Origin of the sequence: Paraburkholderia lycopersici (assembly GCF_900096975.1) — a bacterium.
GTDB lineage: Bacteria > Pseudomonadota > Gammaproteobacteria > Burkholderiales > Burkholderiaceae > Paraburkholderia > Paraburkholderia lycopersici.
The window spans coordinates 409,968-434,604 of sequence record NZ_FMYQ01000001.1 but is presented as its reverse complement, the minus strand read 5'-3'; the positions used below and the strand labels follow the sequence as shown (position 1 = coordinate 434,604).

The 24,637-nt window shown below is 53.8% G+C and carries 27 protein-coding genes; 7 read left to right on the top strand and 20 right to left on the bottom strand.

Annotation, left to right across the window (positions count from 1 at the left end):
- Nucleotides 1-107 precede the first annotated feature (107 nt).
- Together BLU17_RS01890 and BLU17_RS01885 are read left to right on the top strand one after the other, a co-directional pair.
- Nucleotides 108-908 carry an IS5 family transposase gene (locus BLU17_RS01890; protein ID WP_007583990.1) on the top strand — a complete coding sequence of 267 codons (801 nt, stop codon included), beginning with the start codon at nt 108-110 and terminating at the stop codon, nt 906-908.
- Complete coding sequence (locus tag BLU17_RS01885) at nt 833-1,804, top strand: DUF4365 domain-containing protein (RefSeq protein ID WP_218136989.1); 972 nt, start codon at nt 833-835, stop codon at nt 1,802-1,804. Before BLU17_RS01890 ends, BLU17_RS01885 begins: the two co-directional genes overlap by 76 nt.
- A 91-nt stretch (nt 1,805-1,895) precedes the next feature.
- Here the strand turns inward: BLU17_RS01885 and BLU17_RS01880 are convergent, their stop codons facing one another.
- The 6 genes from BLU17_RS01880 to BLU17_RS01855 all read right to left on the bottom strand — a co-directional run bounded on the left by BLU17_RS01880 (nt 1,896) and on the right by BLU17_RS01855 (nt 9,189).
- Nucleotides 1,896-2,117 (bottom strand): hypothetical protein, encoded by a 222-nt coding sequence (locus BLU17_RS01880; RefSeq protein ID WP_091993641.1) that lies wholly within the window; start codon nt 2,115-2,117, stop codon nt 1,896-1,898.
- Nucleotides 2,118-2,255: 138 nt separating this feature from the next.
- A complete protein-coding gene (locus BLU17_RS01875) occupies nt 2,256-5,165 on the bottom strand; it encodes a plasmid replication protein, CyRepA1 family (RefSeq protein WP_091993639.1) in 2,910 nt (969 codons plus the stop codon).
- 247 nt (nt 5,166-5,412) lie between these two features.
- Nucleotides 5,413-6,669: a DUF1444 domain-containing protein gene (locus BLU17_RS01870; RefSeq protein ID WP_091993636.1), complete on the bottom strand. Its 1,257-nt coding sequence runs from the start codon at nt 6,667-6,669 to the stop codon at nt 5,413-5,415.
- Between the two features lie 193 nt (nt 6,670-6,862).
- On the bottom strand, nt 6,863-7,459 hold the full coding sequence (locus tag BLU17_RS01865) for a phage replication initiation protein, NGO0469 family (protein WP_143189157.1): 597 nt from the start codon (nt 7,457-7,459) through the stop codon (nt 6,863-6,865).
- A 125-nt stretch (nt 7,460-7,584) separates the two neighbouring features.
- Nucleotides 7,585-8,181: an H-NS histone family protein gene (locus BLU17_RS01860; protein WP_091993630.1), complete on the bottom strand. Its 597-nt coding sequence runs from the start codon at nt 8,179-8,181 to the stop codon at nt 7,585-7,587.
- Nucleotides 8,182-8,373: 192 nt separating this feature from the next.
- Entirely contained in the window at nt 8,374-9,189 is an 816-nt protein-coding gene (locus BLU17_RS01855) for a hypothetical protein (protein ID WP_143189156.1), read from the bottom strand.
- A 447-nt stretch (nt 9,190-9,636) separates the two neighbouring features.
- Here BLU17_RS01855 and BLU17_RS01850 point away from each other — a divergent pair, with 447 nt between their 5' ends.
- Both BLU17_RS01850 and BLU17_RS01845 read left to right on the top strand, forming a co-directional pair.
- The gene (locus BLU17_RS01850) at nt 9,637-10,209 is read left to right on the top strand and encodes a tyrosine-type recombinase/integrase (RefSeq protein WP_218136988.1); all 573 of its coding nucleotides are present in this window, start codon (nt 9,637-9,639) and stop codon (nt 10,207-10,209) included.
- 98 nt (nt 10,210-10,307) lie between these two features.
- On the top strand, nt 10,308-10,934 hold the full coding sequence (locus BLU17_RS01845; RefSeq protein ID WP_143189155.1) for a hypothetical protein: 627 nt from the start codon (nt 10,308-10,310) through the stop codon (nt 10,932-10,934).
- A 386-nt stretch (nt 10,935-11,320) separates the two neighbouring features.
- Here BLU17_RS01845 and speD read toward each other — a convergent pair whose 3' ends face one another.
- The 12 genes from speD to BLU17_RS01790 all read right to left on the bottom strand — a co-directional run bounded on the left by speD (nt 11,321) and on the right by BLU17_RS01790 (nt 20,536).
- Nucleotides 11,321-11,800, bottom strand: coding sequence for an adenosylmethionine decarboxylase (speD, locus tag BLU17_RS01840; RefSeq protein ID WP_091993618.1), 480 nt, complete (start codon nt 11,798-11,800; stop codon nt 11,321-11,323).
- Nucleotides 11,784-12,773: an SAM-dependent methyltransferase gene (locus tag BLU17_RS32155; RefSeq protein ID WP_143189154.1), complete on the bottom strand. Its 990-nt coding sequence runs from the start codon at nt 12,771-12,773 to the stop codon at nt 11,784-11,786. Before BLU17_RS32155 ends, speD begins: the two co-directional genes overlap by 17 nt.
- Nucleotides 12,770-13,138, bottom strand: coding sequence for a nuclear transport factor 2 family protein (locus BLU17_RS01835; protein WP_091994182.1), 369 nt, complete (start codon nt 13,136-13,138; stop codon nt 12,770-12,772). The genes BLU17_RS32155 and BLU17_RS01835 overlap by 4 nt, the downstream gene beginning before the upstream one ends.
- Complete coding sequence (locus tag BLU17_RS01830; protein ID WP_176928884.1) at nt 13,125-14,234, bottom strand: cytochrome P450; 1,110 nt, start codon at nt 14,232-14,234, stop codon at nt 13,125-13,127. The genes BLU17_RS01835 and BLU17_RS01830 overlap by 14 nt, the downstream gene beginning before the upstream one ends.
- Nucleotides 14,235-14,260: 26 nt before the next feature.
- Nucleotides 14,261-15,700, bottom strand: coding sequence for a coproporphyrinogen-III oxidase family protein (locus BLU17_RS01825; RefSeq protein ID WP_091993612.1), 1,440 nt, complete (start codon nt 15,698-15,700; stop codon nt 14,261-14,263).
- A 94-nt stretch (nt 15,701-15,794) separates the two neighbouring features.
- Nucleotides 15,795-16,139 carry a tetratricopeptide repeat protein gene (locus BLU17_RS01820; RefSeq protein WP_091993610.1) on the bottom strand — a complete coding sequence of 115 codons (345 nt, stop codon included), beginning with the start codon at nt 16,137-16,139 and terminating at the stop codon, nt 15,795-15,797.
- Nucleotides 16,140-16,367: 228 nt separating this feature from the next.
- On the bottom strand, nt 16,368-17,186 hold the full coding sequence (locus BLU17_RS01815; RefSeq protein ID WP_091993607.1) for an SIR2 family NAD-dependent protein deacylase: 819 nt from the start codon (nt 17,184-17,186) through the stop codon (nt 16,368-16,370).
- A gap of 11 nt (nt 17,187-17,197) precedes the next feature.
- Complete coding sequence (locus BLU17_RS01810; RefSeq protein ID WP_091994180.1) at nt 17,198-17,524, bottom strand: hypothetical protein; 327 nt, start codon at nt 17,522-17,524, stop codon at nt 17,198-17,200.
- Between the two features lie 138 nt (nt 17,525-17,662).
- A complete protein-coding gene (locus tag BLU17_RS01805) occupies nt 17,663-18,016 on the bottom strand; it encodes a lysozyme inhibitor LprI family protein (protein WP_091993603.1) in 354 nt (117 codons plus the stop codon).
- 314 nt (nt 18,017-18,330) lie between these two features.
- Nucleotides 18,331-18,696, bottom strand: a complete 366-nt coding sequence (locus BLU17_RS01800) for a hypothetical protein (protein WP_091993600.1) — start codon at nt 18,694-18,696, stop codon at nt 18,331-18,333.
- A 53-nt stretch (nt 18,697-18,749) separates the two neighbouring features.
- Nucleotides 18,750-19,997, bottom strand: coding sequence for an FG-GAP repeat domain-containing protein (locus BLU17_RS01795; RefSeq protein ID WP_143189153.1), 1,248 nt, complete (start codon nt 19,995-19,997; stop codon nt 18,750-18,752).
- 164 nt (nt 19,998-20,161) lie between these two features.
- Entirely contained in the window at nt 20,162-20,536 is a 375-nt protein-coding gene (locus BLU17_RS01790; protein ID WP_091993594.1) for a hypothetical protein, read from the bottom strand.
- Between the two features lie 250 nt (nt 20,537-20,786).
- On the opposite strand from BLU17_RS01790, the gene BLU17_RS01785 reads away from it, so the two are divergent.
- On the top strand, nt 20,787-21,134 hold the full coding sequence (locus BLU17_RS01785; RefSeq protein ID WP_091993591.1) for a helix-turn-helix domain-containing protein: 348 nt from the start codon (nt 20,787-20,789) through the stop codon (nt 21,132-21,134).
- Between the two features lie 242 nt (nt 21,135-21,376).
- Complete coding sequence (locus BLU17_RS32150) at nt 21,377-22,063, top strand: hypothetical protein (protein WP_143189152.1); 687 nt, start codon at nt 21,377-21,379, stop codon at nt 22,061-22,063.
- A 61-nt stretch (nt 22,064-22,124) separates the two neighbouring features.
- Here the strand turns inward: BLU17_RS32150 and BLU17_RS01780 are convergent, their stop codons facing one another.
- Together BLU17_RS01780 and BLU17_RS01775 are read right to left on the bottom strand one after the other, a co-directional pair.
- Nucleotides 22,125-22,526 carry a very short patch repair endonuclease gene (locus tag BLU17_RS01780; RefSeq protein ID WP_281247779.1) on the bottom strand — a complete coding sequence of 134 codons (402 nt, stop codon included), beginning with the start codon at nt 22,524-22,526 and terminating at the stop codon, nt 22,125-22,127.
- Between the two features lie 11 nt (nt 22,527-22,537).
- The gene (locus BLU17_RS01775; protein WP_091993587.1) at nt 22,538-23,503 is read right to left on the bottom strand and encodes a DNA cytosine methyltransferase; all 966 of its coding nucleotides are present in this window, start codon (nt 23,501-23,503) and stop codon (nt 22,538-22,540) included.
- A gap of 312 nt (nt 23,504-23,815) precedes the next feature.
- Between BLU17_RS01775 and BLU17_RS01765 the strand changes: the two genes are divergently transcribed.
- The gene (locus BLU17_RS01765) at nt 23,816-24,625 is read left to right on the top strand and encodes a NaeI family type II restriction endonuclease (RefSeq protein ID WP_176928883.1); all 810 of its coding nucleotides are present in this window, start codon (nt 23,816-23,818) and stop codon (nt 24,623-24,625) included.
- The last annotated feature ends 12 nt before the right edge of the window (nt 24,626-24,637 follow it).

Here is a 24,637-nt window from a genome sequence, read left to right as displayed (position 1 = left end):
AAAGCACAGACTGACAGGCTAGGGGTCGCAGCGCTCGATTATTTTTTCTCTAGACGGTGTTATGAACTTTTTGTAGAACCTGGTATCCTGGGCGCATGACAAAAGAAATGCGCAAGCCTTACCCAACAGACGTGTCCGACGAAGAGTGGAGTTTCGTGGCGCCGTATCTGACATTGATGGATGAAGCGGCCCCGCAGCGCAAATACGAACTGCGCGAAATGTTCAACGCGTTACGCTGGATCGTGCGTGCCGGTGCGCCGTGGAGAATGATGCCCAACAACTTTCCTGCGTGGGAGATGGTGTACCAGCAGACCCAGCGGTGGCTGCAGGCAGGTTGTTTTGAGAACATGGTCTGCGATTTACGCTCGATCATCCGTGTTGCGCAAGGTCGGCAGGGCCAGCCCAGCGCCGTGATTCTGGATGGGCGGACGATGCAATCCACTTGCGAGAGTGGTCCACGCGCGGGCTATGACGGCTACAAACGCAAGCGTGGCAGCAAAGTCCATATCGCGGTCGATACGCTGGGACATTTGCTTGCGGTACATGTGACACCGGCGAATGAACAGGAGCGCGCGCAGGTAGGCGAACTCGCGCGTCAGGTGCAGGACATTACGGGAGAGACGGTCAAGGTGGCCTTCGCAGATCAGGGCTACACAGGTGAAGATGCCGCTCAGGCTGCACGCAATGAGGGCATTGAGCTGCAGGTCATCAAACTGCAGGAAGCGAAAAAAGGCTTCGTGCTGCTGCCCCGGCGCTGGGTGGTCGAGCGCAGCTTTGGCTGGCTCAACCGTTTTCGCCGCCTCGCGCGCGACTATGAGCGATTACCTGAAACATTGGCTGGGCTTCATTTCGTTGTTTTTGCCATGCTTATGCTCGTGCATGCAGTGCCAGTACTTCGAAGTTCATAACACGGTCTAGCCACGGCTGGCTATTTAGAGAGCAAACGACGCACGACTATGGCATAGACGCCCACGTCGAAATTGTGGAGAAGAGTGGGCCGACCGGGAAGCTAATCGCACTTCAGATAAAGTCGGGAAAGAGTTTCTTTGACGAAGAAACGGAACAAGACTACGTTTTCAGAACGGATGACAAACATGTCGTGTATTGGACGGGACACTCGATGCCCGTCTTGATCGTTCTTTACGATCCCGGTTCAAAACTGATGTATTGGCAACACATCTCGGAGACCACAGTAGAGTGTACGGGGAAAAACTGGAAGATTCTCGTCCCAAAGTCAAACGTCTTCTCCGATGTTGAGCGAACGTTACGTGCGTTTGGAGCGTTGACTCAACCCGAACCGTATGTCCGAAAGCTGAATGCGTTGCGTCTCGACCGTCGATGGATTGAGTTGGCTGATGAGGGATACGAAGTCCGCGTCAGTTTTGACGATTGGGTTAACAAGTCGTTACCGCGATTTCAGCTTACGATTTCCTGCGAAGAAAAATCCGAAACATGGCCTATGGTGTTCGGGCCGGGCATGGGTATCCAAGATGTTTTGGCTTACCTCTTACCGTGGGCCGAATGTCTCCTTGATCGTGAGGTGCATCGGCAGGAAGCCGTGAACGAATGGATGAACCAGTGCTATCTGTGTCGTGACCCTGATGGCGACGCGCTATACACGCTGCCATTCGACCAATGGTATCAATCACCGGATGAAGAGATCGTGCCGATATCATCCGATGGCGAGGTTGAGAGCTATTGTCTGCTCTTAAAACTCAACGAGTTGGGAAGCGCGTTCCTCGTGCTTGACGACTACCTGAGCGAGCCGACCGATTTCGACCAAAGGGCGTTCACGCTGGATTAGGCAGGCACAAAGGGCGGTTTGATACGAGAAAGCCTTGATTTGGCAGCGGCACACGCGCCGCTGCCATCTCGATCAGTTTCCTGTCGAACGTCTAGTGCGGAATCTCGTCGCGGATCGCATCCCACACTGCTTGGGAGTCTTGAAAGCGCCTCAGTAGGAAGGCTTCACGCCATTCATGGTATGCCGCCTCTAGCTCCCAAAATTTTTTTGTGATTGGATGCTCAGGATCAGGCGGCGGCACGAATCCATACTGTGCCATCCATCGTTCATGGTATGCCTCGTCGGCTTTCTGCTGTTGTTCGTCTTCGGTCATGGTACCTCCAGTAAGCGCTCGGGAAACGTTGTTCGAGCTTTATTGATATTTATTGGTGGGCACTTTCTGCGGCAGGAACAACACGTTCAACACATCTCTATACTGCTGTAGATCACGTGTTGTTCCGCGTAGGAAGGCTCACTTGGTGCATACCGCGCGACGCTGGATGATGTCTTTGACCAACTCCAAGGACTCGCTATCGACCTGATATTCGCGCACGCGCTGTTTTTCGCCGACCTTGTAGTTCGCGGACATTTTCTTCTTCAGCCCGATCAGGCCGAGGATTGCCGAAAGGCTGCTCACGGCCTTTCCGTTCAAGTCGCCGCGTGCCGAAAGCTTGAACAGCGTTTCGATTTCTCCGGCGTTGCGCTGCCACGCTGCTATGAATTTCGTCAAATTCGCCTGCGTGAAGCTGACGTCGCAACGAATGGCGTGAGCGTCATCGGCCAGTCCAGCCGAGGCCAACAGTTCGCGCAGCAGTTCGCGCTTCAGGGGTAGTTGGTTGGCGTCAGGAGCCAGAGCACTGTCGTCATCGAAACGACGGCTGCGGTCGATGGTCTCGGACAGCGGAGCGAAATACACCTCGGCCAGACGAATGCAATCGCGAAATTTCTTGTTGTTGTCCAGCTTTATCAAGGCAGGATCGACCGGGCAACGGTAAAACGAAGCCAGCTCGTAGTGCCGCATCGAATGGTCGTCCGACCGAGTAAGGGGCTTGGTCTTCTTGATCTCATCAAGTGCACGATACTCTTCCTCTCCCAAAGGTTGAGCGTGACACACCGCGTCGGAATAATTCGCGTCTACCTTAGCCTTTGCCTCCTTGAGCAGCGCCGCACCCATCTTCGACTCACTGACCGATCGCTCGACCAGATTTGTGCGCCAGCCGTTTTGTTCGCGCAGTTGTACGAAGTTGCGACGAAGGGCATTTTTCGAGGCTCGATCCCTGCCGATAACCTGCGTGTAGACCTTGAGGAACGCCTGATCGAGAATAGGCAGACGATCCTTCGTCCAGCCACGAATCATGTCGTTCAGGTTCCGGCAGAGAATCAGTTCAGCTTCGATTGCATCAGGATCGGTTTCGAAATTGAAGCGCTCGGGCGTGACCCATACCTTCACGGCCTTCGGGTTACGGACACGCGAAAGCTGTTGGTCCATATCGAAGTGCGTGTTGACGCGGGAGACAAAGAAGCCGAACACCGTGTCGATTTCCTGTGCGTCGTTCTCAAACGTGATATCGATTCCGGTTCCGAGCGTCGGCGAAGCAATTACGACGTCATAGTTCAGGATTTCCGTCCTGATGTTGTCGATGAATCGCTGTGTAACGGGATCACTCGTTTCAAGGGAGGTGACAAGAATCACCTTCTTTTCAGGATGATCATTTTTGATCGATTCGTACAGGTGAGTGGCTTTTCGCTGCGAGTTTGTTGCGACGTAATGCCGTCCACCATTACCAATGACTGCATTCATATTAGCGACAAGGTGCTTCTCATCGGCGTAGAAATCATACTGTTTCGCCTCGGGCCGATAGTCGTTCAGGTAGAAGCGATACGGCACATCGCCATCGACGATCTGCATGATGGTCTCGACGCTTACAGAGTCAAGATCGGCGTCACACAAAATGATCGACTTCGCATCTGCGAGATATGCGCAAAGCAGTTGAAAGCAGTGGCTGCGATTTTCCTTCAGCGTAGACGCCGATGTGATGTGGCCGAATACCTGTTCAGCCTCGTCAATGATCACGACATCGTATGTGTGCAGGTGCGGCTTGAGCAACTTCCACATGCTGTCGGCGCAGATGGCATAGCGGTTCGCCGGACTATTGTTCCGCTGCTTTCCGCCTTCCTCATAGAGATAGGGGACCAGATCAAGGTCATTCGACATCCCACGCAACAGCGTTTGCCTGTGGCCGATAAGCAGGACGGAAAGCCCTTCTGCTTTGCACTGGTCGCAGATGTTCTTGAGTTGGGTTGATTTTCCGGAGCCCTTGCGGCTTCTCACGAATGTCACACCCGGTGCAAGTGGCCTCTTCGGCATGAATTTATCGTACATGACGATATTGGATCGCGCGGCAAGCGTGCGTTGCCAGTCCGCGATTTCCTCTTCAGTGGGAGGAATCAGGTTTTCGTCATCATCGATGTTGTAGAGGTCATCGTGATGATACGGAAACTCATCGTGTGCTAGCTGACGGACAGCGTTAGCGACGCGATTAAAGTCATACGGCGCGTGCTGACTCTGGCGCACTTCGTCGTGCCAGTACGTACATGCACACTTGCTGCAATAGACGCCGCGCTTTCCGTGTTCGTTCACCACGACCATCGCACTTGCGTTGAAATCGGGACTATGAACAGGGCAGTGAATCGGAGTACGAGCATTCAGGCTATCCAGTTTCGCACTGCCGCCCTTTGCGAGTCGAACCGTGAGATTATTCTCCAGCGAAGCCCGCGAACGATTGCCAGTCGGAGCATACTTGGCCGTGCCATCGGAGTCGCCACTCGAATCGCTGACGCGCACATCACTTCCAATGGCGATCAGTTGATCCAGTTCGACAGACGGCAGAATGTTACCGAGAACGATAGGGTTGCAGCCCTTGCTGCCATAAAACAGGCGGCAAGCGTCGCTGCATGATCCGTCGCCACCAAACTTTCGGATTACACCCACATACGCATGGCGCATTTCCTGCGGATCGATGATGGTTCGATCAAGCTGGAAGACGATCCGAAAGCGATGCTTGTCAGGTGTATGTGATGGCGTGGTGTAGACGATTGACGCGTACTGCTGCACAAACTGATCCTGCATAGCATCGTCCAGTGTCAGGCCATGATCGATATCGACTGACAGCACACCCGAGCAGAGAAAGTGCTCTTTCTTTCGCGAGCCCTGATGCTGCGCACAGAAGGGATTGCCTTCGTTGATGAACGACGCCAGCTCTTGCGGCGTCAGTTCCATGTTTTCGAAGTCGTTGGTAAGTATTCGCTTCTGTTCGTTATTTTGTCTGTCGATCTTGTTGATGATGCGCCTGTTTACGGCGACTTTCTGCTTTTGTGACATGGGATTCCTTATTTCGTATATGCGGAATCTCTGCGTGGATTCCGCTTCGCCATTTGAGTCGTGTTACCAGTACGACTGAAGCGAGGAAACGACCCGTTGCACCGGTTGAGGCAGTCTGGTAACGACGCGAAGCGGCGATGTCAGACAGGTTGTTCCTGCTTCGCTGGTATTTATCGGAGCTGCGGGAACAACACGATCACTACTATCTCTATACTGTTGTGAATCGCCAGTTGTTCCCGCCCCCGAATTACGCAGCCATTGCCGTCGCCTCTTGATGGTTCGCGAAGGGTGCAGCGCGGTAGAGGTTCGGGAAGCCCTCCATTTTCTGAAGAAGATGGCCGTACTTCTCGATGACATCGCACCACATCAGAACGGGGTCGCTGTGAACATGGAACGTGCCTTCATCAGCGCTGGTGACATGCGTAACGGTAACAATGTCGGCTTCAGGAAAAATACACTCCATGTCATTCGACCAGCAGCAAACAGTAGCGATGGAGTCTTTCTCTTTGGCGCGGACGACCATGGGTGACATAAAGTAAGCCCAATTTCCAGTCTCGATAAGATAGTCTTCGACGATCTTCTTTTGCTGCTGCGCATAACTCTGAAAGAGCGGCTTGTTGATCTCGGCGAGCTTGAACTCCAACTGATTGTCTTCAGGTTTGTACTCAGTCGGCTTCCCATCAACGAAGTGATACATCTGCGTCGAAACGATCTTCAGCGTGGTGTTCACATGCTTTTGCAACGCATTGAGCATGTGGAGCTGTGCCGCCTTGTCAGCTTTGTTCGTGATGTAGATCACCCCACTTTCGGGAATCACGATCACGGGATCATCGAAGTGACCGTATCGCGAGAACAGATCGGGCAGGAGCAGTCGAGACGAGTCGTAATAGTCCAACCATCCACCGCGAAAGACTCCCTCCCGGCTACCCTCAAAGTGAATCGGCGATACCGCCTCCAGATTGTTCATCGCGATATCGAGTGCATCATCGAAGGAAATTCCCCACGATTCGAGGTGTTTTTGGCGTACCTCCATGAGGGTGTGGTGCGAGTCGACTCCCAGAACAATGTTCGCATCGCTGCTGAACAATTTCCGAGGGGTGGGCCGAAATTCACTGGGATCATCACCCTTGAATTCATAGCGTTCGTTGTCGGTCAAAATCCGGTTGCGGAGCAAAGGGCGCAGGCGGTGGCGAATCTTGTTGAACGGCGCGCCCAGCACTACATCACTCGAAAGTGCTTCTTTGACGCCACGGAGATAGTTCCTCAGAATGGCATCTCGCGCTTTCCCGTAGGCCGCTCGATATTCTGCGTACACGTTATTAAGATTGCAGTTTTGCTTCATGTGCGTTCCATCGACGCGGATAGAGAAGTTGTCCTTGTCGTAAGTCATCGTATAAAAAATGCCGTGCTGTTTCGCCATCTTCATAAATTTGTCTGCAAACGCATCGCGTTGATCATTATTTTTTACGCTAGTATCGTTAGTGATGCTATCAATGTTATTCATACTTTTCTCCATGAAATGTAAAGCGTTTGTGGTAGGTAGTACGTGGCGTGGTGGATATGTGGCCACGGGAACAACACCCTCACTACATCTCTATACTGTTGTAGCGTGGCAGTTGTTCCCGCGCCCCAAGGACCCTCTTTCCAGTAGGGCGTCAAGGCAGACGCGATTGGCAGGGCGCAGCCCTGCCGCTGAATCAGGCGGCAACACTGTCCGCAGTCAGATCGTTCGCAGGTTGGCCCTGTTTGATTTCTTGCCACTCAGGGCTTGCAGAAATCATGGTTCGGATGGCCTGCGGCAGACTGTCAAACATTTCCATGTTGGGGCTGTCCAGGCTGAAGTACGAGGGATCGTTCATCGCGTCGGGCAGAGTCACGTTTGCCGGTACGGGAAGAATCTGCTCGACGGTTGCGCGAGGATTTACCGTATTGGGCGCGTGTCCGATAACAAGCTGGCACGGCTTCCCAAGCAGCGACGGGAGTTCGAACGACTCAAGATGCTGCTCTTCGAGGTTGCAATCGAGCCAGCCTTCGATGTGTCGCCGCAGGCGCGATTTGCCATGCAACGACGCCGTGTACCGCCACCAGATGCCAAGCGGGGTTCCCCAGCGGGAATGGAATTGATCGGCTACCTCAAAGGACAGAATGAGACGGCGGGCCACGGTATGGCCCCCTTCGAAGAACCCCTTCTGCGTGCCGATATCCCACATGCCGGTGCATCGGGCGAGGTGTACGCCAGCCGAAGGCACTTCTCGGCGAACGCTGCAAGCGAATTGAGGCATCGAAAGTTTCATAGACGTTCTCCTAAGTCATAGAATCCGGTCGCCTTAGCCTGTATGGAGCATGCGCAACCGGTGATACTGGGAAAGAGCCAGTCAGTTGGCTCGGCTTATGTAGAGATGAAAGTGCGCCGCTTTTCTCAAACGTAGCGATTCGAACCGAAGGCAGGCGAGTGCTCATAGAACGTCGCCAGGCGATACTCGCCGCCGTCTTCGCTGGCAGAATCCGGCGACGGCGCTTGATCGTGAGGATGGGAAACGGCGTGTGCCGAAGCGCGCATCGACGCAATATCGTTCGATTCGACGGCATTCGCTTCCGCTACAGGATTGGACGCGGTTGCGCTGGCGACGGGTTGGTCGGTGGAGCGCTTTTCGCCATTGGTCTTGTTCGGGCCGTTTTTTTTGGTCGTCGTGGCACTCGTCTTCGGTCCGTCGATCAGATAAGCGTCGAGATTCTTGATACCCTTGAAGCACGCCGGGCGCTTGCCAAAACCGTGCCACGTCTTGCCGGTCTCGGGGTCGCGATACTTCGGCTTGAGAGTGCGCTTTGCCTTGAACGTCACCTCATCGGGCGCGATGTCGAACGCATCGAGCAGTGCTTGAGCTTGTGCAACAGCTTCTGCATGCAGGTTCGCCTTCGACGCTGCTTCCTTCTGTTCCAACTCCGTCAGTTCGGCTTTGAGTGCCGCACGCTTTTGGGTAAATTCGTTCAGCATCGAGTTGATTTCATTCAACATTTGTCTCTCCTTGTGTGGGTTAGTGGACGAGACGAATGATGAACTGAGGCGAGGTCGCTGTTTGCGAAAAGCAGGAATTCCTGCTGTTCGCAAGATTGCGGATGGCTCTGAACGCGCCGTCGTCGGGCAAATAAAAAGCCCGAAGACCTTCCGATCTTCGGGCTTGCGAGTCACTTCAAACCTTGGCCGATCCTAGATGCTCCTCGTGACGGGGAAGACACCCAGAATCGTATTGTCGATGCAGGCTTGGTAGGACTTTCGTAGGTTGTCGATGGTCTTCGTGTAGCTCTTTAGTTCCTCAGAGGGCAGCTTGCCCGCGTCGAACAATTTTTGATTCACTTCTCCGTTAATGAACCAGTCGAAGCCGAAGAGGCGATTGGCTTCCGGACTCTTTACGACAGAACCAGCTGCTCTGCTCGAGAACGATTTGCTGGTGCTCGGATCGACGTACTGAACTGCTTGCATCAGATACACGGTGCGCGCTCGATAGATCCGCTTCAACGTGTCGGGCAGGCTTTCTCCCTTCACGCGCTGGATTTCATACTTCGGACCGTCGCCCAAGATGTCGGGATGGTTGGAGACGAAGTGCGTCAGGACTTGCAGTAGTTGTTCTTTTCTGAGGCCATTGGGTATTGCAATGAGCGTCGTACCGTCAGGCTCCGCCATCCACTCAATGGGATCTGCGATTTCGACATCAGGTAAGACGAACAGATGCTGTCTCGGTTCGAACCAGTTCCACCAATTGTTGCTCTCATTCATTGGCGGCAAGATGTGAATGTTGCCCCAGTCGTGGTACAGCTCTGCGATTCGAATGTGAACTTGTTCCAGTGCAGCACAAGTCTCGTCGTCGCCGTTTCGCTTTGCGTCGCAGTACGATTTGAAATCGGCGTTTTGCTGAAAGCATTTCAACCATTCCAGAACGAGGAGCATATGTAGCGCTGGCTCTGGCAGCGTGGCAACTTCGAAGGGAATTTCCGATTCGGGCGACTTTGCGGCGCGTATTGTCATGATGTCTGCGGGCTTGGGAGCTCGATGTAGAGCTGGAACTTGTCGCGTCCCGGCATTCTATCGGTTTTCGTTTGGAGGCTCGGACTGGCCAGGGCGGGCGTGCGGGTCGGGGAACAACTCGTGATCTACAACAGTATAGAGATGTGTGGGGGTGTTGTTCGCGGCCACGCCGCCGGGGCGGCAACCGGCCTTGGCCATAGCTATCTATCAGCCAGTTGGAGGGAATGGCCCTCGCGGCGACCTGGGCGGCTGGCGTTCGATCCGTCCATGCCTGACCGATCGACCCCGAGGAATGTTTAGGAAATACAAAAGGTAAACATTCCGAACGCCTGAGCCATCCTGCCAGTGTACGAGGCTCCGAGGGCTGGATAGAATGTTTATAAAGGTCGGTAATCGAACACTTTATAAACATTTTCGGGGTGATCTGTGCGAGAAGGTCAGGCAAAGGTGTTGACCGAATCGGAGTTCCGTCGCGTCGTCAACGCAGCGAAGAAAGAAGCCCACGCGAAACGAAACATTGCTCTCCTGTACTGCTCATTCGGACTCGGGCTGCGTGCGAAAGAGATGGCGGCACTTCGAATCCGCCATGTTCTCGATCTTGATGGTGAAATGCTGGACGAAATCAACCTTGATGGCTCGATGACGAAGGGCAGCAAACAACGCCACGCCTACCTCGCGAACCAGAAAGTCGCGGACGCGATTCGCGATTACCTCGATGAGCGCCGTACGGCCGATGGCATCGCGTTCAACTACGACGCGCCTCTGTTCCGTTCGCAGAAGGGCGGACAGTTCAGTCCAAACACGTTGCAACAGTTGTTTCATCGCATGTACGCAAAGGCTCGTATGCATGGCGCATCGAGTCATTCGGGCCGTCGCACGTTTGCGACGACCTTGATTGAGAAAGGCGTAGACATCAAAGCGGTATCTACGCTCATGGGCCACGCGTCGATTGCGATGACGGCACGCTACGTCGAAGACAATCCGGTACGATTGAAGCAAATCAGCGCCGACGTCCTGTAGTGGGTTGCAGTAGATTCGGCTATTTCTCCACCTCGGAAACTGAGCAGTACCATGCAGCTTTCACGTTGACGAAAAAATATATGGTCTCGAAACTAGATATGAAGAACGTAAAGTGGAATCCCGACAATCCTTTCATTCCATTGCTCGCAACAGCGCAAGAGGTCAAAGACTTTGTCGCTGCTGGAGGCTACGCCTGTATCGAAAGCAAGATCGAAAACGTCTTTGGGCAGCGGCTTGGTGCGCTGAAGGAGAAAATCCGCCGACTCAGGGCGATAAAGGTTGGCGATGAGTTCACGGGGAATCTCTTGGTGGATTCCATTTTGGTGGATTGCCGGGCTCTGTTCCTGGAGAACGAAAGGCATAGAAGAAATTCAACGCTCCAGAACGTATATCGAGCTAGACAAATGAAGGAGAAGGCAGATAGGGTTGACGAGCTTCTCGCCACGAAGGTTTCTTTTGAAAAGACGGTTCGTGATGTTATCAAAGCATGGGTCGATCAACGGGTTGTACACATCGATTGGTTGTGGGACGAGGAAGAGGATCGAATCTTCGAAGACGTGAAGACTTTCCTCTTCAACAGCGAGACTGGCGGCCTGCTAAGCCTGCTCGATACTCTGATAGAAGACTACGAGTTCGTGAAGTCAACCTTCGGAGCAAACGCGCGAGAGCAGACCGACTTGGTTTTTGAAGCGTTGACTGGCGGGCGGGAAAGCGTCGGCGAATAACCAAAACTACTGCAAATGCGGATCACATGCGCCCGTTGCTATGACGATGCTATGCCGAAACAATCCAATGCGACTAAGCTCGATCAACGCTGATGCTCGGTAGGGGCTAGCCTGTCTTTTTGTGACGACGATTGCATATGAATGCTGCAAAACGAATAAAGCGGGCCAGTGAGGCAAGGAGGCGTCGCTTTCGGCGACTGCTCGACCGAATCGCAGCGACGAACGATACCGGCCTTTCCGACGAAACCGTGCTTGCAATCCTCAACGCAGATCATGGCCCATGGTCCGGTCCGATGACGGTGGAGGAGTTATTTGCAGACTTGGGAATAGACGTCGATCCGGCGACGTAGCTAGTTATAGCAGAGTGCACTCTTCGGCAGTTGGTCTCAAAAGAAACAATCCGGCAGAGTTCGGCTTAGGTCGCGTTCAGTATCAAGCCGCCCGCATGACCGAAAAGTGATAAGAGAACCAAACTCTGACGATGATCCGCGCATCACTGTAATGGCCTTCATTTCACGAGCCTGAAGGCCATCCCGAAGACACCGTAGCCCCCGCTGCGGTCGTCCACTTCCGCATGTGAAGAAATCGACGGCTGCATAACGATGCTCGGGCCATGTATGTATCGACAGGTGAGACTCGGCAAGCACTAACACTCCGGTTACACCACCTCCCTCAAATCTATAGAAGTAGGACTGCAGGACGTGCACACTCGCAAGTGAGGCTGCCTCACGAAGGATCCCCTCGAGACTATCGGAACTGGTCAATATATCCCGCCCACATCGATAGAACTCGAGTAGGAGGTGAAATCCGCGCGGCGACTCGGGAGCCGTCGGTACTGGCGTGGGCTGATCACCAATAAAGGACATTTGTCACCGGCTCACAGTCAGCAAGGATGCGGAACGCATACGTGTATGGTGCATCACACGCAACTAGCTGCAATTGTATGTGCGCTGTTGTTTCTATGGGTTGGGTAAATTCGATGTAGTAGGGATACCAGCTTGTAACGAGGGGATCTAAGTTCGTAAACTGTTCATCCGGCGCCCTCGCAGCGAGTTGGACGTCCCAGAACAGAACAATGCCAACAGTTCCTCCCGGCGCGGGCGCCAGATTAACACCGTCTAACATGATTGGCGGATTTCGCCCGAAGTCAAATGATGCTAGTTCTGCAGCCTGAAGAGTCCCATTCGCCAACGCGAGCGCTACTTCTGCTTTATCGTAAATATTTCCAGCGCTTCGGAACGTTCGTTCAAACAGGTCTACCGTCAACCCGGCACTTTTGAGTATCGATAACCCATCCGAATCTGGACCGCGAGTCGCCATCCGCCTGGAGGTCGGCGCCACCAGTAAGCGTCCCCGACTTGGAATCACATTGCGCGGATCGCGCAGACGGTCAACAAGAGTCGACATGAAGTCCCATGATCCGAATCCAAATATCACTGAGGATAGTGTTTCGGAAATTACCATGTCAATTGACGTCGGGAGCAGGCGGAAGTCTACGTCCTCCAATCGCGCCGTAACTATAGTCACTCGGTCCGAAAGCCCGTTCAGTGCCGCCAGATGTCGTGCATATGCGCTCATCTTTCGGGATGGCTCGATGAGGATTGCGTGTTGAAAGCCTCCAATTAGCGATAAAAGACCCAGCACGCCAGTTCCTGCGCCAACATCAATGACAACATCGCCTGCAGGGACGGTATCGATTGCTGAGCGAAACCGTTCAATTCGTCCAGCGTCCTCAAGAAGCACGAGATGCTGCTGGAAACGTCCGTATTCCTCCAGCGAGGGTTTCGTTGACGAGTCCAAGCGGAAGTCGGGGGCGAAATCCGACGGATTGTCCGTCATAGTCGCTCCGCCCAGTCGTTGCGCCAGGCAGGCACTTCAAATGGCTCCGGCCAGTACTCGCGAATCTCGACAACTCTTCCGGAATCGACGCGAAATAGCGATACTCCGGTATCAATGCGATCCCGGAATGACACGGTGACCTCGGTCACAACCCACGTTTCACAGCCGATAAGGCTTTGAACGTTCACATGCCACTCACCTGGATACTCGCGATTCAGCCTCACAAAGCCGTCTCGGCTATATCTTTCACCGCTTTGTGGCAGAGTGTAAATACACCGCTCATCGCAAAGCGACCGCAGCACATCCCAATCTCTGCGTTCGATTGCAGACCAGACCTCGCGGACAACGTCGCTATTGGTCAGCATTTTTGTCCACCTGAGTCAGGACCAAATCTCGCATCGGCACGATCCTCCCCGGAAGGACTGCAAAACCTCTTCCGGATATGCCAATGGTGCGGGGTGTGCTGCCGTTGATAGCTATCCATTCATTACGTGACTTTAAGGCATTCAAAAAGGCTTGCGCCGATCTCATCGCCAGCCCCCTTCCCAAGCACTGACCGTCTCCGAGTCCAAAGGACAGCGGCTTAGCTCCGATGCGATAGGGCAAAAACTCGTCGGCGTCGTTGAACACCGATCGATCTCTGTTCGCCGCGCCAACATGGAGAAATATTCGCTCACCTGCCGGAAGCCACGTATCTCCAATGCGAATCTCTCGTGCGGTAATGCGGCCTATAATCTGAACTGGGCTATCGAATCGGATACTCTCGGCGGCTAATTTGGCAACCGGCACCGGCGCGACGCTTACCCCTTGAAGAAAAATCGTAGCCAACAAATATGCCGTGCTCTCGTGAGCGGCAACAAGGGTGAACTGTAAATTGGCGAGCCATTGAGGATCGGGGCTAGCAGCCACTTCTTTCTTGAATAACATTCCAAGTCGATCGTATAAGGAAACGATGGCAAACATCGACGACTCGAAATCTGATTCGCTTCTTAGCTTGCCGTCAAAGAATCGAACGCACCCACTAATGAGGGGGTAAAGGTCGACGCGATCGGTCTCAGTTAGTCCAATGCATTCGGCTGCGACTTTCGATGCGAATGGCTGCAGAACACTGCTATACAAATCCGCCGGATTTCCGCAAGAGAGAACGCTTTCCGCGATGTTGTGGAGTTGCTCCTCGCTGAGACCTGTCGCTCGCGCGTACCAATAGCTCCGCGTCGAGCGAGAACCAGCATTAAAGATAAGCTGCCGATTGAGGATATTCTCTGCGCAGGTCACCAAATCTGCATTTTTTGTGCGAGGGAGCTTAACGCTTTTGCGGCAAAGATCTTCTGACAGCAGTAATCGAGAGCACACCTCGTATCCCGAAACGATCCAAGCTCCTACTGTCTCATCCCACACTACGCCGTTCGGGCCAACGAATTCGCGAATGGCTGCATAGTATGCCGACGGGTCGTCGATCAATCGTGGTGTGATTGAAGCGAGTGACATTATTGTGGATGTATTGGTATCTGTTTGCCAAAGTTAAATCCAGAGAGACCGCTTTCTTCAATTCTCCTTCTTTTGTCACCGAGTGCTTGCTGTATTATCTTTGCTAGCGCAAAACGCTCCATTTCCGGACTGAGATAGAACATCATATTTACATACCACGCGAGTCCATCCTCAGTTAAGGCATATGCATCGGAAGTTTCTCTCACAAGGCCATGATCTCGCAATTGCACGAGTCGCTCCATGATCTCATGAGGCACAAAGTTTGTGTCAATCCAGCTCCTGGGTATTTCTCCGTGGTATGGCAACGCAAGTGCTAAGGGTCTGCAAGCATCGGTTTCACGGGAATGTTCCCTAACGACTATGGGGAGTTGACCATCAGATATGGCTTCGTCATAAATTTTTCTAGATTCTGTATTAGAAACAACAAAGCCAGAAAATGAGGAAATAGCATTCACACCAAAACCGAGCACGTCGTGGCTAGGGTAGCCAAGCGTATGCTCATGGTAAACGAACGAATACTCCGGTGTTATTAGCGGTCTATCGTGAGACTTTGCGAGTTGCGTGCGAACGAATCCGTGGCCATTGTGCGGTAAATAACCGCGAGTTCGGAGCGCCTCTCGTACGTATAAGCTCATGTAGTGCTTCGTTAGCCCAGATGTTGGCTTCGAATTGGAGTTGGCGAAGCTCGTGGACAGGACCGGCTGAGTAACTAAGTTGTTTAGTGGATAGAAGTCTAGATTAGCAAGCCCGAGGTTGGAAGCTTGCTCGATGTCAAATTCTAAATCCTCTTCAGTTTGCCCATGCATACCGTAGAGAATGTCGCAGGAAGAATGAGGGAAAGCGTTCTGAAGTAGCTGCGCTGCCCTATTTAATACCTCGACTGAGGCACTTAACCTGAAATGCTTTCGAAAAGAAGGAACAAAGGTTTGCGCACCGAAGCGAGCGTGAGTGACACCGATATCGAGGGCGGCCGCCACACGCGCCTCAGTTGCGGACTTCACTTCGAATTCGAATGAAAATTCACGGCATTTTCCGAGATCAAAATTTTCTCTGAGAGCGTTGCCAATCGTTCTGATTTGATGCGGCGACAGGACCGAAGGCGTCCCCCCTCCGAAGAATACTGCTCCGATGGGCGTGCTCGTGAGTGTTGGGATCCGCGCCTTCAGTTCAATTTCTCGTACGAGCGTCTGGACGTATTTCCCAATCTCCTGGGAGTCGTATCCCGCCGTACGAACAAACGGACAAAACGAACAAATCGTGTCGCAAAACGGAATGTGGATATAGAGGGCTCGACTGAGGGACGGTTGAATATGATGGAAGACGTCTGCAGCATCTTTCCCGATAAAGCGTTTTGAGGCTGAGCCGCCGATTGGATAGATCCAATTGTAGAGGGGCAGGAACGAGTCAAACTTTATGACAGAATGTCCAGTCAGCCGCATTCCATCGGCCTCCAAGTTGGGTGGCTACGCCGATCCGTCAGACATATAGTCTGCGATCTGTCATCGTCGCTATCTTGATTTGAATTTGTTACTCTCACCAAGCGACAAGCGCAGCGGCCAGCTTTCCACTCTTTTCGAAATTATCAACATCCGTGAGGACAGAGCTAAGTTGACTTGTCCAAAGATCAGGCTTGTCCTGATTACCGACAAGCGTGCGCCCAAGAGCTGCATACTTCGCAGCGACATGAGCTGCCGCCGCCTCATCTGTCCGACCAAGGCGCTGAAGCGCAAATGCACGAGAAGCTGATAGATGTGGGTCGCCAGGGTATTTCGCAAGAAGATCATCGAAGACATGAAGCGCTTCCTCGTCTTTCCCCTGCTCTTGCTCGATTCTCGCCTTCAAGAAAACCTTCCAGTCCTGCATCGAAAGCTCGCTCATCGATATTCTCCTTTTTTGCGTGGGCGGATCGGCGGCAAAATTATTATAGATACGCGTTAAACTTGTACAAGGATAATTATTTTAGTAAGTGCCTCAGGAATATTAAGCGATGTGCAGGAGGCAAATTGAGCGCCTGCTGGTACTCGAAAGATGACGTGCGGATCTGGAGGCGCCTACAAGCGGAAGTATTCAAACCTGAACATGGTGACGATCTGGACTTCTGGTCGATCAGAGGAGGCTGCCCTCAAGCAACCGTAGTACATTGAAGGCGCGACCAGGTAGACCGATGCCTTTCTGCGGGTCAATCGCGTAATCGGATGGATTGATCCGAATGACTGGCGAACCGGTTCTCTCATCAACGTTGCGGACGATCGGAATGGTTCGGCCCGCGCCGATTTCCACAACGACCATTCGTTTGACGCTCAGTAACCACGCTTCGGATCGCATGCGCCGGACTCGTACACGGTAGTCGTTCCAGTACGAATCGTCGAACATGAAAATATTCGGACGCGCCACGCCGCCACACTTCGGACAACGCGGAAGCGACGATGTCAGGATACAGCGATCTTCGTCTACCTCTGGGTAGAAATCATTTGCCGACCACACTTCGTTCGAGCAGTCTTTCGAACATTGCAGACGGTGAATCGAACCGTGGCATTCGAGGATTCGATTTTCCGGAAAGCCAGCCTTCTGGAATTGTCCATCGACGTTGCTGGTGAACACGAATGCGCCGTGCTCTTTCATGGACGCCCATCGACGCAGAATGTTGAACCCTTTGTGCGGAACGGTACCCCGATAGAGGTTGAGCCGATGGCCGTAGAATCCCCATGCGCGGACCGGATCGCGTTTCAATGCTTCGCTGTTCGCGATGTCCTGAAAGCCGATGCGATCGGCACGCAACGCGGGATACGCGCGCCAGAAACCATCTTCGCCGCGAAAGTCAGGCAGGCCGGAATCGACGCCCATACCTGCGCCTGCCGCTATGAGGATTCCATTCGCGTTTCGGATCAGTTCGGCAGCGGCTTCGATTTGTTGGGTTGCGTCCATTCGTCTTCGCTTTAGTATTCGCTCGGGAATAGTACACAGGTCGAGGATTGATCTCCTTCCGTGATGATCCATACGCGCTTGCCCGCGACCTCGTATGCCGAGAATGTGCGTCCGCCGTGGATAGCTCCCAACAGGTTTGCCTCGGCATCTTTCGGCGTAACGTTGCCCCAATCGCCATGTTCGTGACGACGTAGGTACCGATAGATGTCGGCGGCCTCTCGTTCAAGGTGTTCGAGGACGGCGCGAGTTACAACGACTCGACCGAGTTCGATCAGAGGGACGGCGAAGCCTGCGAACGGATTGTTTTCAGAAGCGGTTCGACTGTTGTTGTCGGACATTGTTATGCTCCGGTGCGTTGTCATTCAGATTCGATGGGCGAAAAAAAACCAGGGCGGGGTGCCCTGGTTCGTTGGCCGGATCTTTGATCCGCTTTGTATGCTGGCGGTCGTGTCGCCACCTTGTTGTGATCGGCGATGTCAATGGCCGGTCGATCCGTCGAGGTTGACCGCACCGCTATTCACGAGGCGTTCGTGTTGAAACTGGTTGTAACGTGTGTCATATGCTTTCGAGATGCAATCGGCGGTCTGACAAGCATTTCTCATCTTTAGCCACTGGCGCTGTTCCTGCTTGACGCGGTTTTGGTTATCAGTCGTTTGCAGCGCTTCCTTGTACATGTCGGCGTTCACCGAATCGGCAGAAGAAAGCGTCGAATCGGCGCAGATCATCTTTTCGACCTTGGACGATGCTTTCGCACAGTTGAACGCGGGACCATCCGAGAAGGCGGCGGTGGATACCGCGAACAGCAGGGCAGCAATGGTGATGTTTTTCATATCGTTTAAAGTTCTTCGAAATAATCTACGAACCGCTTTGCATAGAATGGAAGGGCGAGCCACATGGTTCCCATCATGAAGAAGCACATGAGGAAATGAGCGAGCGCAGCTCGGTGCCATCCCTTGTATTTCAGGTAGAAGAACCCGAAGAGAAGCAGGTATAGGCCGGACACGTCGCGCTCGTTCGGATCGAGGTTTTCCCTGCGGGCGTTTGCTCTGGCTCCGCGTTGCTTAGTGCCACATACCGGGCATTGTTTCGTCGTGTTCCAGATCGAATTGCCGCAACTACGGCAGCTAGCCATCTTCATAGGTCGTTACAGTCCGCAACTGGATATCGTGTTGGAATCGAGCGCAACGACTTCGCTGCTCGCGGTGCGAAGCGTGTCCGCGAAGTACGCTTTGGCGTTCGGGTTCTGCATGCCGCCCATTCCATTGACGACTTTCAGTGCGGTATTGAGTTCAGCTTCGACTTTCTGTCCAAGTTCGAACTGTTGCTTGAGTGCGGATGCACAGGTTGGCGGCGCGTTCCCGCTGCCGTATACCTTGCGGCCAGCGAGAAATACATTGTTTGCTTCGTTGGCGGCATGTTTCCACTGCTTCGCCGGATTATCGGCTTGAGCGGAAGCACAAGTCGATCCGGCGAGCAACACGACGCCGATCAGGAAATTGGCTGTTTTCATGAATGAGTGATCGTTGATGCGACGCCGCCGATCCAGCGGCGTCGTTTTTGCGTTTACTGCGAGACCGAGACGTTGTACGTCGAGTTCATCGCGTCGATCTTTCCCTGATACGGAATGATCCAGTTAATCCACGTCATCGAATTCGCGAACGGGGCCGTTTCATTCCAGAGCGTTGCGTTCGTCTGGAAGTTGGTGCCGCTGTTCTTCTCGATGTCGCTGTAGCCATAAATCGATGCAGAGCCGTTCGGCATGCTTTGTACGTTCGTCAGATAGATGGAGTTGTTCGTGTAGACGATATCGAGCGCCGTTTGATACGTCGTGCTGTACGGCAGCGTGGTCACGTTGCTTTGCGAATACGTGTTGTTCCCTTGGTTGTGGAAGATCGTCGGAATCCAGTTGCCGATGCCCTCGGGATCGAGAGAGCGTCCACCAAGGAACAGATCGAACTTGCCGGTGCCGCTGAAATCGATCAATTCGGCGGTGTCAATTTCGGCGGAGCAGCCAGCCGAGATGCAGTTGTCCTGAGCCGCACCCGTCGTCGGATCATACGGAAGCATGGTGGCCGGTAGTCGAACCGATTTGTCGGCGGTGAACGTGCCGTCGCCGTTATTCACGAGAAAGTACGGCGATTTGTTGACGCTCGGATCGGCCACCACGATGTCGGCGTATCCCTTGCCGTTGAAATCGGCAGCAGAAGCGCTGTGGAAATAGCCGGTGAACGGGAGCAACGTGTTCGTGTACTTGCCGTTTGCTTGCGGCAGCAGAATGCGAGGTTGTTCGCCTGCAAACGGTGCCGAATCCACGCCGTGGCACGCGAAGAATACGCCGGGTTTGCCGGAGCCGTTGAAGTCGGCGACGATTGCTTTTCGCGGGTGATCACAGCCGGTATTGTCGGACAGGATATCGGACGTGTGATCGACCCATTGTCCGCTGATCAGCTTGTAAAAGTGAATCGTTCCGTTTCCACCGGGACCGCCGCAATTCGTGTCGGCGCAAGTGGCCGTGACCATCGAATACGTGCCGTCCTGAAAGAAATCCCCGAACGCAACGGCATTGCCTTGGGTGACTTCGGAAGGAAGCGGTTGAGGTCCAAGTGCTGCGGCAGCATCCATCTTGTTCAGATACGACGATGCCTGAACCGGAATGGGTGTTGCTGCGGTGGGTGCCGAAGCAGTCGTCGGTGCCGACGCCGTGGTAGGAGCGGAAGCCGTCGATGCTGAACCACCACCACCGCCTCCGCACGCCGAAATCAGGACTGCGCTTACCCCGATAGCGATTGTTGTTGCAACGTTCAACGTCATTTATTGACCTTGTTATCTGTTGGTATTGCTGCTGCTATTTCGTTGCGTTCCCGACCATGTGAGCGAACGCAACGCCCCGGTGCGTCATGTCAGGGATGACATGACGCGAATTCGATATGCGGACGCATCGCAATGCGCCCGGTTGTTCATCAGCACGGCGGCGTTCAGATTTCGATGATCTGGTGGACGATGGCCTGAACTGCCGGATTGTTCTTCCGAAGCAGCGAGGCGAATCGCGACACGATCAGGCGATTCTTCTTCGTCTCGATCTTGTTGATCTGGCGGACCACGACGGGATCGAACGGACGACCGGGTTTCAATTGCTCGATGGCCGATTTCGCGAGAGCCGTGCGTTGCTCATCGAGTTCCGCCAGCGTCGCCTTGAACTTCTCGGGCGTCTCGGTTGCCTCCGTCTTCCGTGCCGGGTTCTCCCTTTTCTGGACCTCCGTCGTATTGTTTTTTGCGTCGTCCGCACCGCCCACCTGCGCTGCGACCGCTTCGCCCGCGTTCAAACCCTTCACTTCCGCCTTCGCGCTCATAGTTTTCTCCGAATGAGTTCGTCAAATCGACAGTTCTATACTATCTAGCGTTTTTGGCCTCGTACACTGATTTTTATAGAAAAATCAAAGAGATAAACGTTCAGCGTGAGTGCCCGGTCATGGGTGAATCGCCGACGATCAAGCAGCTAATTCTCTAATTGTAACGTTTAACATCACAGTGTGATCTCACACTTCATGTGATTTCTGTCGCCCTAGCCTGACCATTACGGCCGTGCGTAAAAGGTCACACATGGACGAGCAAAGAAAGGCCACTTTGGTGAAAGCAGTGGGGCGAGCGATAGCGGCGAGGCGCGCCGAGGCGGGTCTGTCGCAGGAAGCCGTTGCCGAGGCGTTGGGTATCAGCCGGGAAGCGGTCTCTCGTATGGAGACCGGCGCCGCGGTTCCGTCCGTAGTGCGATTGGCCGAACTAGCCGAGATATTTGAATGTGAACTTGAAGCCTTGATTGCCGAAGCATCTAACCGGAAGCTCGATCAGGCGCAACGCATTGCAGAAATGCTGGACGGATTGACGCTCGAAAAACGCGAAATACTCATGGGTGTCATCAGGCAGGTCGTCAGCGGTTTTTCGAAGGACTGACTTGTTGGCCCCTGCTTCGCCGCGTTCCACGGGCAACCACAGGCCGTTTGCAGAGAGGCTCACGAGTTTCGATGAACTCGATCCTTTAGAATCCACGTCGTCTTTCGACACAGGAGCAGGAATTGACGAGATCGCAAGAAGTCATCGTGAGATTTTCGAGGTCAAAATCAGCTGCAACGCGCCTAGCCCGTTGGAAAACGGACCAAAGGAAGCGACTGGTGGTTCCGCGAGTAATTAATCACGTGACTGGTACAGTCGACAATATCCGACCGAAGGATGTCTTACAGCTTTGCGAGCAGATTGCAGCGGACCAGTCCAAACATGCGCTCAGAAATATCAAAAATAGTGTGGTTAGCAAAGTCCCAACCATTCGGGACTGGCACCCAGACTTCGCGTTTACGCATCTATTTCATTTCGTGACCGAAAAAGTTGGCGGACTTCTTCTATTCGACGACTTCATCCGACATCCGATATTCAAGGACGCTTTGTACGATGATATTAGAGAGAAAGTTCGAGTGGCGGCATCGCTTTGCGGTCAAGAGCAATTAGCAAAGGATGCTGTACGGTGGCGGATCGGGAATGCCTACTATTCATTTCTAAAGGAGCAATATGTCATCTCGCTGCTGCGGAGTGAAGGAGTCGACGTAAAGCAGCACCCCCTTGCAGACGCTTTGTTTAGAGTCGATTGTTGGATTGGCGACACAAATATCGATCTATACGTGACGAACCCAAAATTCCGTTCGAGAGGCGGTAACGAAGGCAGGAAGATCAAGTCTGCGGACCTCCTCGCCGATGCGATTCCGTCATTCAAGAATGTCATTCTTGAATGTGACACGAAGCACAGTTTCGGAGACGTCCATTTGCCAAGCGAAGATGATGTCCGACGGGCTTGCCAAGAACTGCTATCTAGCCAAAGCGAATCTTGCTAACGCATGTCCATTGCCCGCGCCGATCTGATCGCCGGTTCCGGCATGCTAGTTTGGGGGGAAGTTATTGCAGGAAGATCTTTAGTTTGCGTTCTAGCGCGTCTAGATCCTTGGTTTCACATTCCCATACAATCAATACCTTCCAGCCGAGCTTCTCGAGGGAAGAATAACTCTGCTGGTCCCGCGCCCGATTCCGTTCGAGCTTGGGGTTCCAATAGCCGACATTGGATTTTGGAACGCGGACCGAAGGGCAGCCGTGCATGTGCCAGAAGCAGCCATGGACGAAGATAACTGATTTTCGACCGGGAAAGACCAAGTCGGGCTTCCCTGGCAGATCCTTGCGATGAAGCCGGAAGCGGTAGCCGCAGTGGTGGACGAGCCGTCGGACGAGGAGCTCAGGCTTGGTGTCCGAGCTCCGTATCGCACGCATGTTGGCGCTTCGGCGGGACGGTGAAATCTTGTCCACCACTTCAGGCCTCACGCGACCTTTAACATCCTGCGGCTCGTGATGGCGCGGCGGATTTGCTGCGCCACGGCGCGCGCGACAGGTGGCGGGAAGGCATTGCCGATTTGGCGGTATGCCGCAGTCTTCTTACCCGAGAACTGCCACTCATCGGGGAAGCCCTGAATGCGAGCAGCCATGCGAGTTGTTAAGCGGGGCATGCCTACGAAGTCGCGATCTGGCGCCGCATCCCAAATGCCCATGCCATCGACGCCAAGAGATGCCCAAGCCCGCTTGGCACGCGTTGGGCCTAAGTCTGGACCGCCGTGTTTCTTTGAGCCGCCGACGAGCGTGGGGGCAATTGTGTTGGCTACCTCTCTCCAGCGCTCAGCACCGAGCCATCCGCGTTCGGCCATTAGATCGTGCAGTAATTCGCCCACCGTTGGAGGCTCATCTTCGAGACGCTCGGGCCAAGAGAACTTTCCAGCGATATCCTTGTGGATACCGACGAAGATGACTCGCGGACGGAGTTGTGAGACGCCGAAGTCGGATGCGTTGAGCAGACGCCATCCGGAAACATATCCCAACTTCTTGAGCTGCGTCTCTACCTTGTTCCGGTAGTCGTCGAAGACCGCATCGAGCAGACCTCGGACGTTCTCCAGCATTACCGCGCGCGGCCGACACTCATCGACTAACCGTATTGCCTCGGGGAACAAGTCGCGCTCATCGTCGGCACCGAGTTGCTTTCCTGCCTTCGAGAACGGGGGGCACGGAACGCCCCCAGCGAGAAGGTCGATACCCTTGTAATGCAGGGCGCTGAAAGCCCGAAGATCCTGTTCGAAAACTTGCCATTCAGGCCTGTTTGCACGCAGCGTCGCGCACGCAGGGGGTTCAATCTCAACGAGCGCTTCGTGGCCGAAGCCTGCCATTTCGAGCCCAAGCGCTTGGCCGCCAGCACCACTGCAAATCTCTATGGATGTTGGTCCGGTCGTTCGTTTCATTGGTTGTAGTTGCTATTGACGTTAAAGGGGAGCGGAAGCTGGCCCCCTTGGGTATTCGTTTGCGAGGTGTACCAGCGCATAAACTCTCGTAGTATCTCGGACGCAGCCACGTCTTGGGACCGGCACGCCTCCACAAAAGCGTCCCTAAGGTCCCTATCGACACGGATACGGAGGCCAACATCTTTTCTCAACATGCCTGGTACTCTATCACGTGGATACACAGATGTGTATCCAAAAATGTGTATCCATACTTGTGTATCCATGCAGAGGAGCGGATACTTCAATACACCTATTGGACAGAAGAAGAATATTGTGAGCACCATCCAGAACCCCGTTGTACCGGTTCCCTATGACCACGCGCTGATTGAGGTGCGAAATTTCCTGCTTGCGAGGCCAGACCTCCTCGGGGTCGTGGGCAGTGCTATCCGCAAGTCTTTCGACGAGGTCATCGACGGCCCGCGCACCGGGCGTTATCGCGTAGAGCAACTCGAGAAAACGGAAAAGACATACATCGGCACGAAGGTCGAGATTGTTCTGCGTACCGAACTGGGGCTCGGACGCGGCGAAGTTCTCGACAATCTGATCGTGGGGCACGAGGTAGACACCAAGTTCACCGTTGGGAACACGTGGATGATTCCGCGCGAGGCGATGAACCAACTCTGTCTCTTAGTCACAGGCGACGACAATACGGGACGGTGCGGCATGGGGATACTTCGGATGGTGCCGGAGGTCCTTACAAACGGCGCAAACCAGGATGGCAAGAAGAGCGTGTCTGCTTTCGGCAAGTCCCAGATAACTTGGCTTGCGCAAGGCGCGATGCCTCGGAACTTCATGCTCGACCTCCCGGAGGCCGCGAGAAATGCAATCATGACGGCATCAAGCGGCAGACAGGCGATTTGGGCGTTATTTAGAAACGCGACCGGTAGACTCATTCCCCGCTCTGTCATCGACCAAGTCGCTCAACAGACAGACTCGGCCAAGCGCGCGAGAGAGTCGAAAGCGATACTTGCGACGGAGGGCATTCAGGTCCTCTGTGCCAAGTACATGGAAGACAGGGCCGAGTTTGTTCGGCATGGCTTCACTCAATTCAACGACGACGACTGGTTGAGCATGCGGTTTTGAACATAGTTGGCC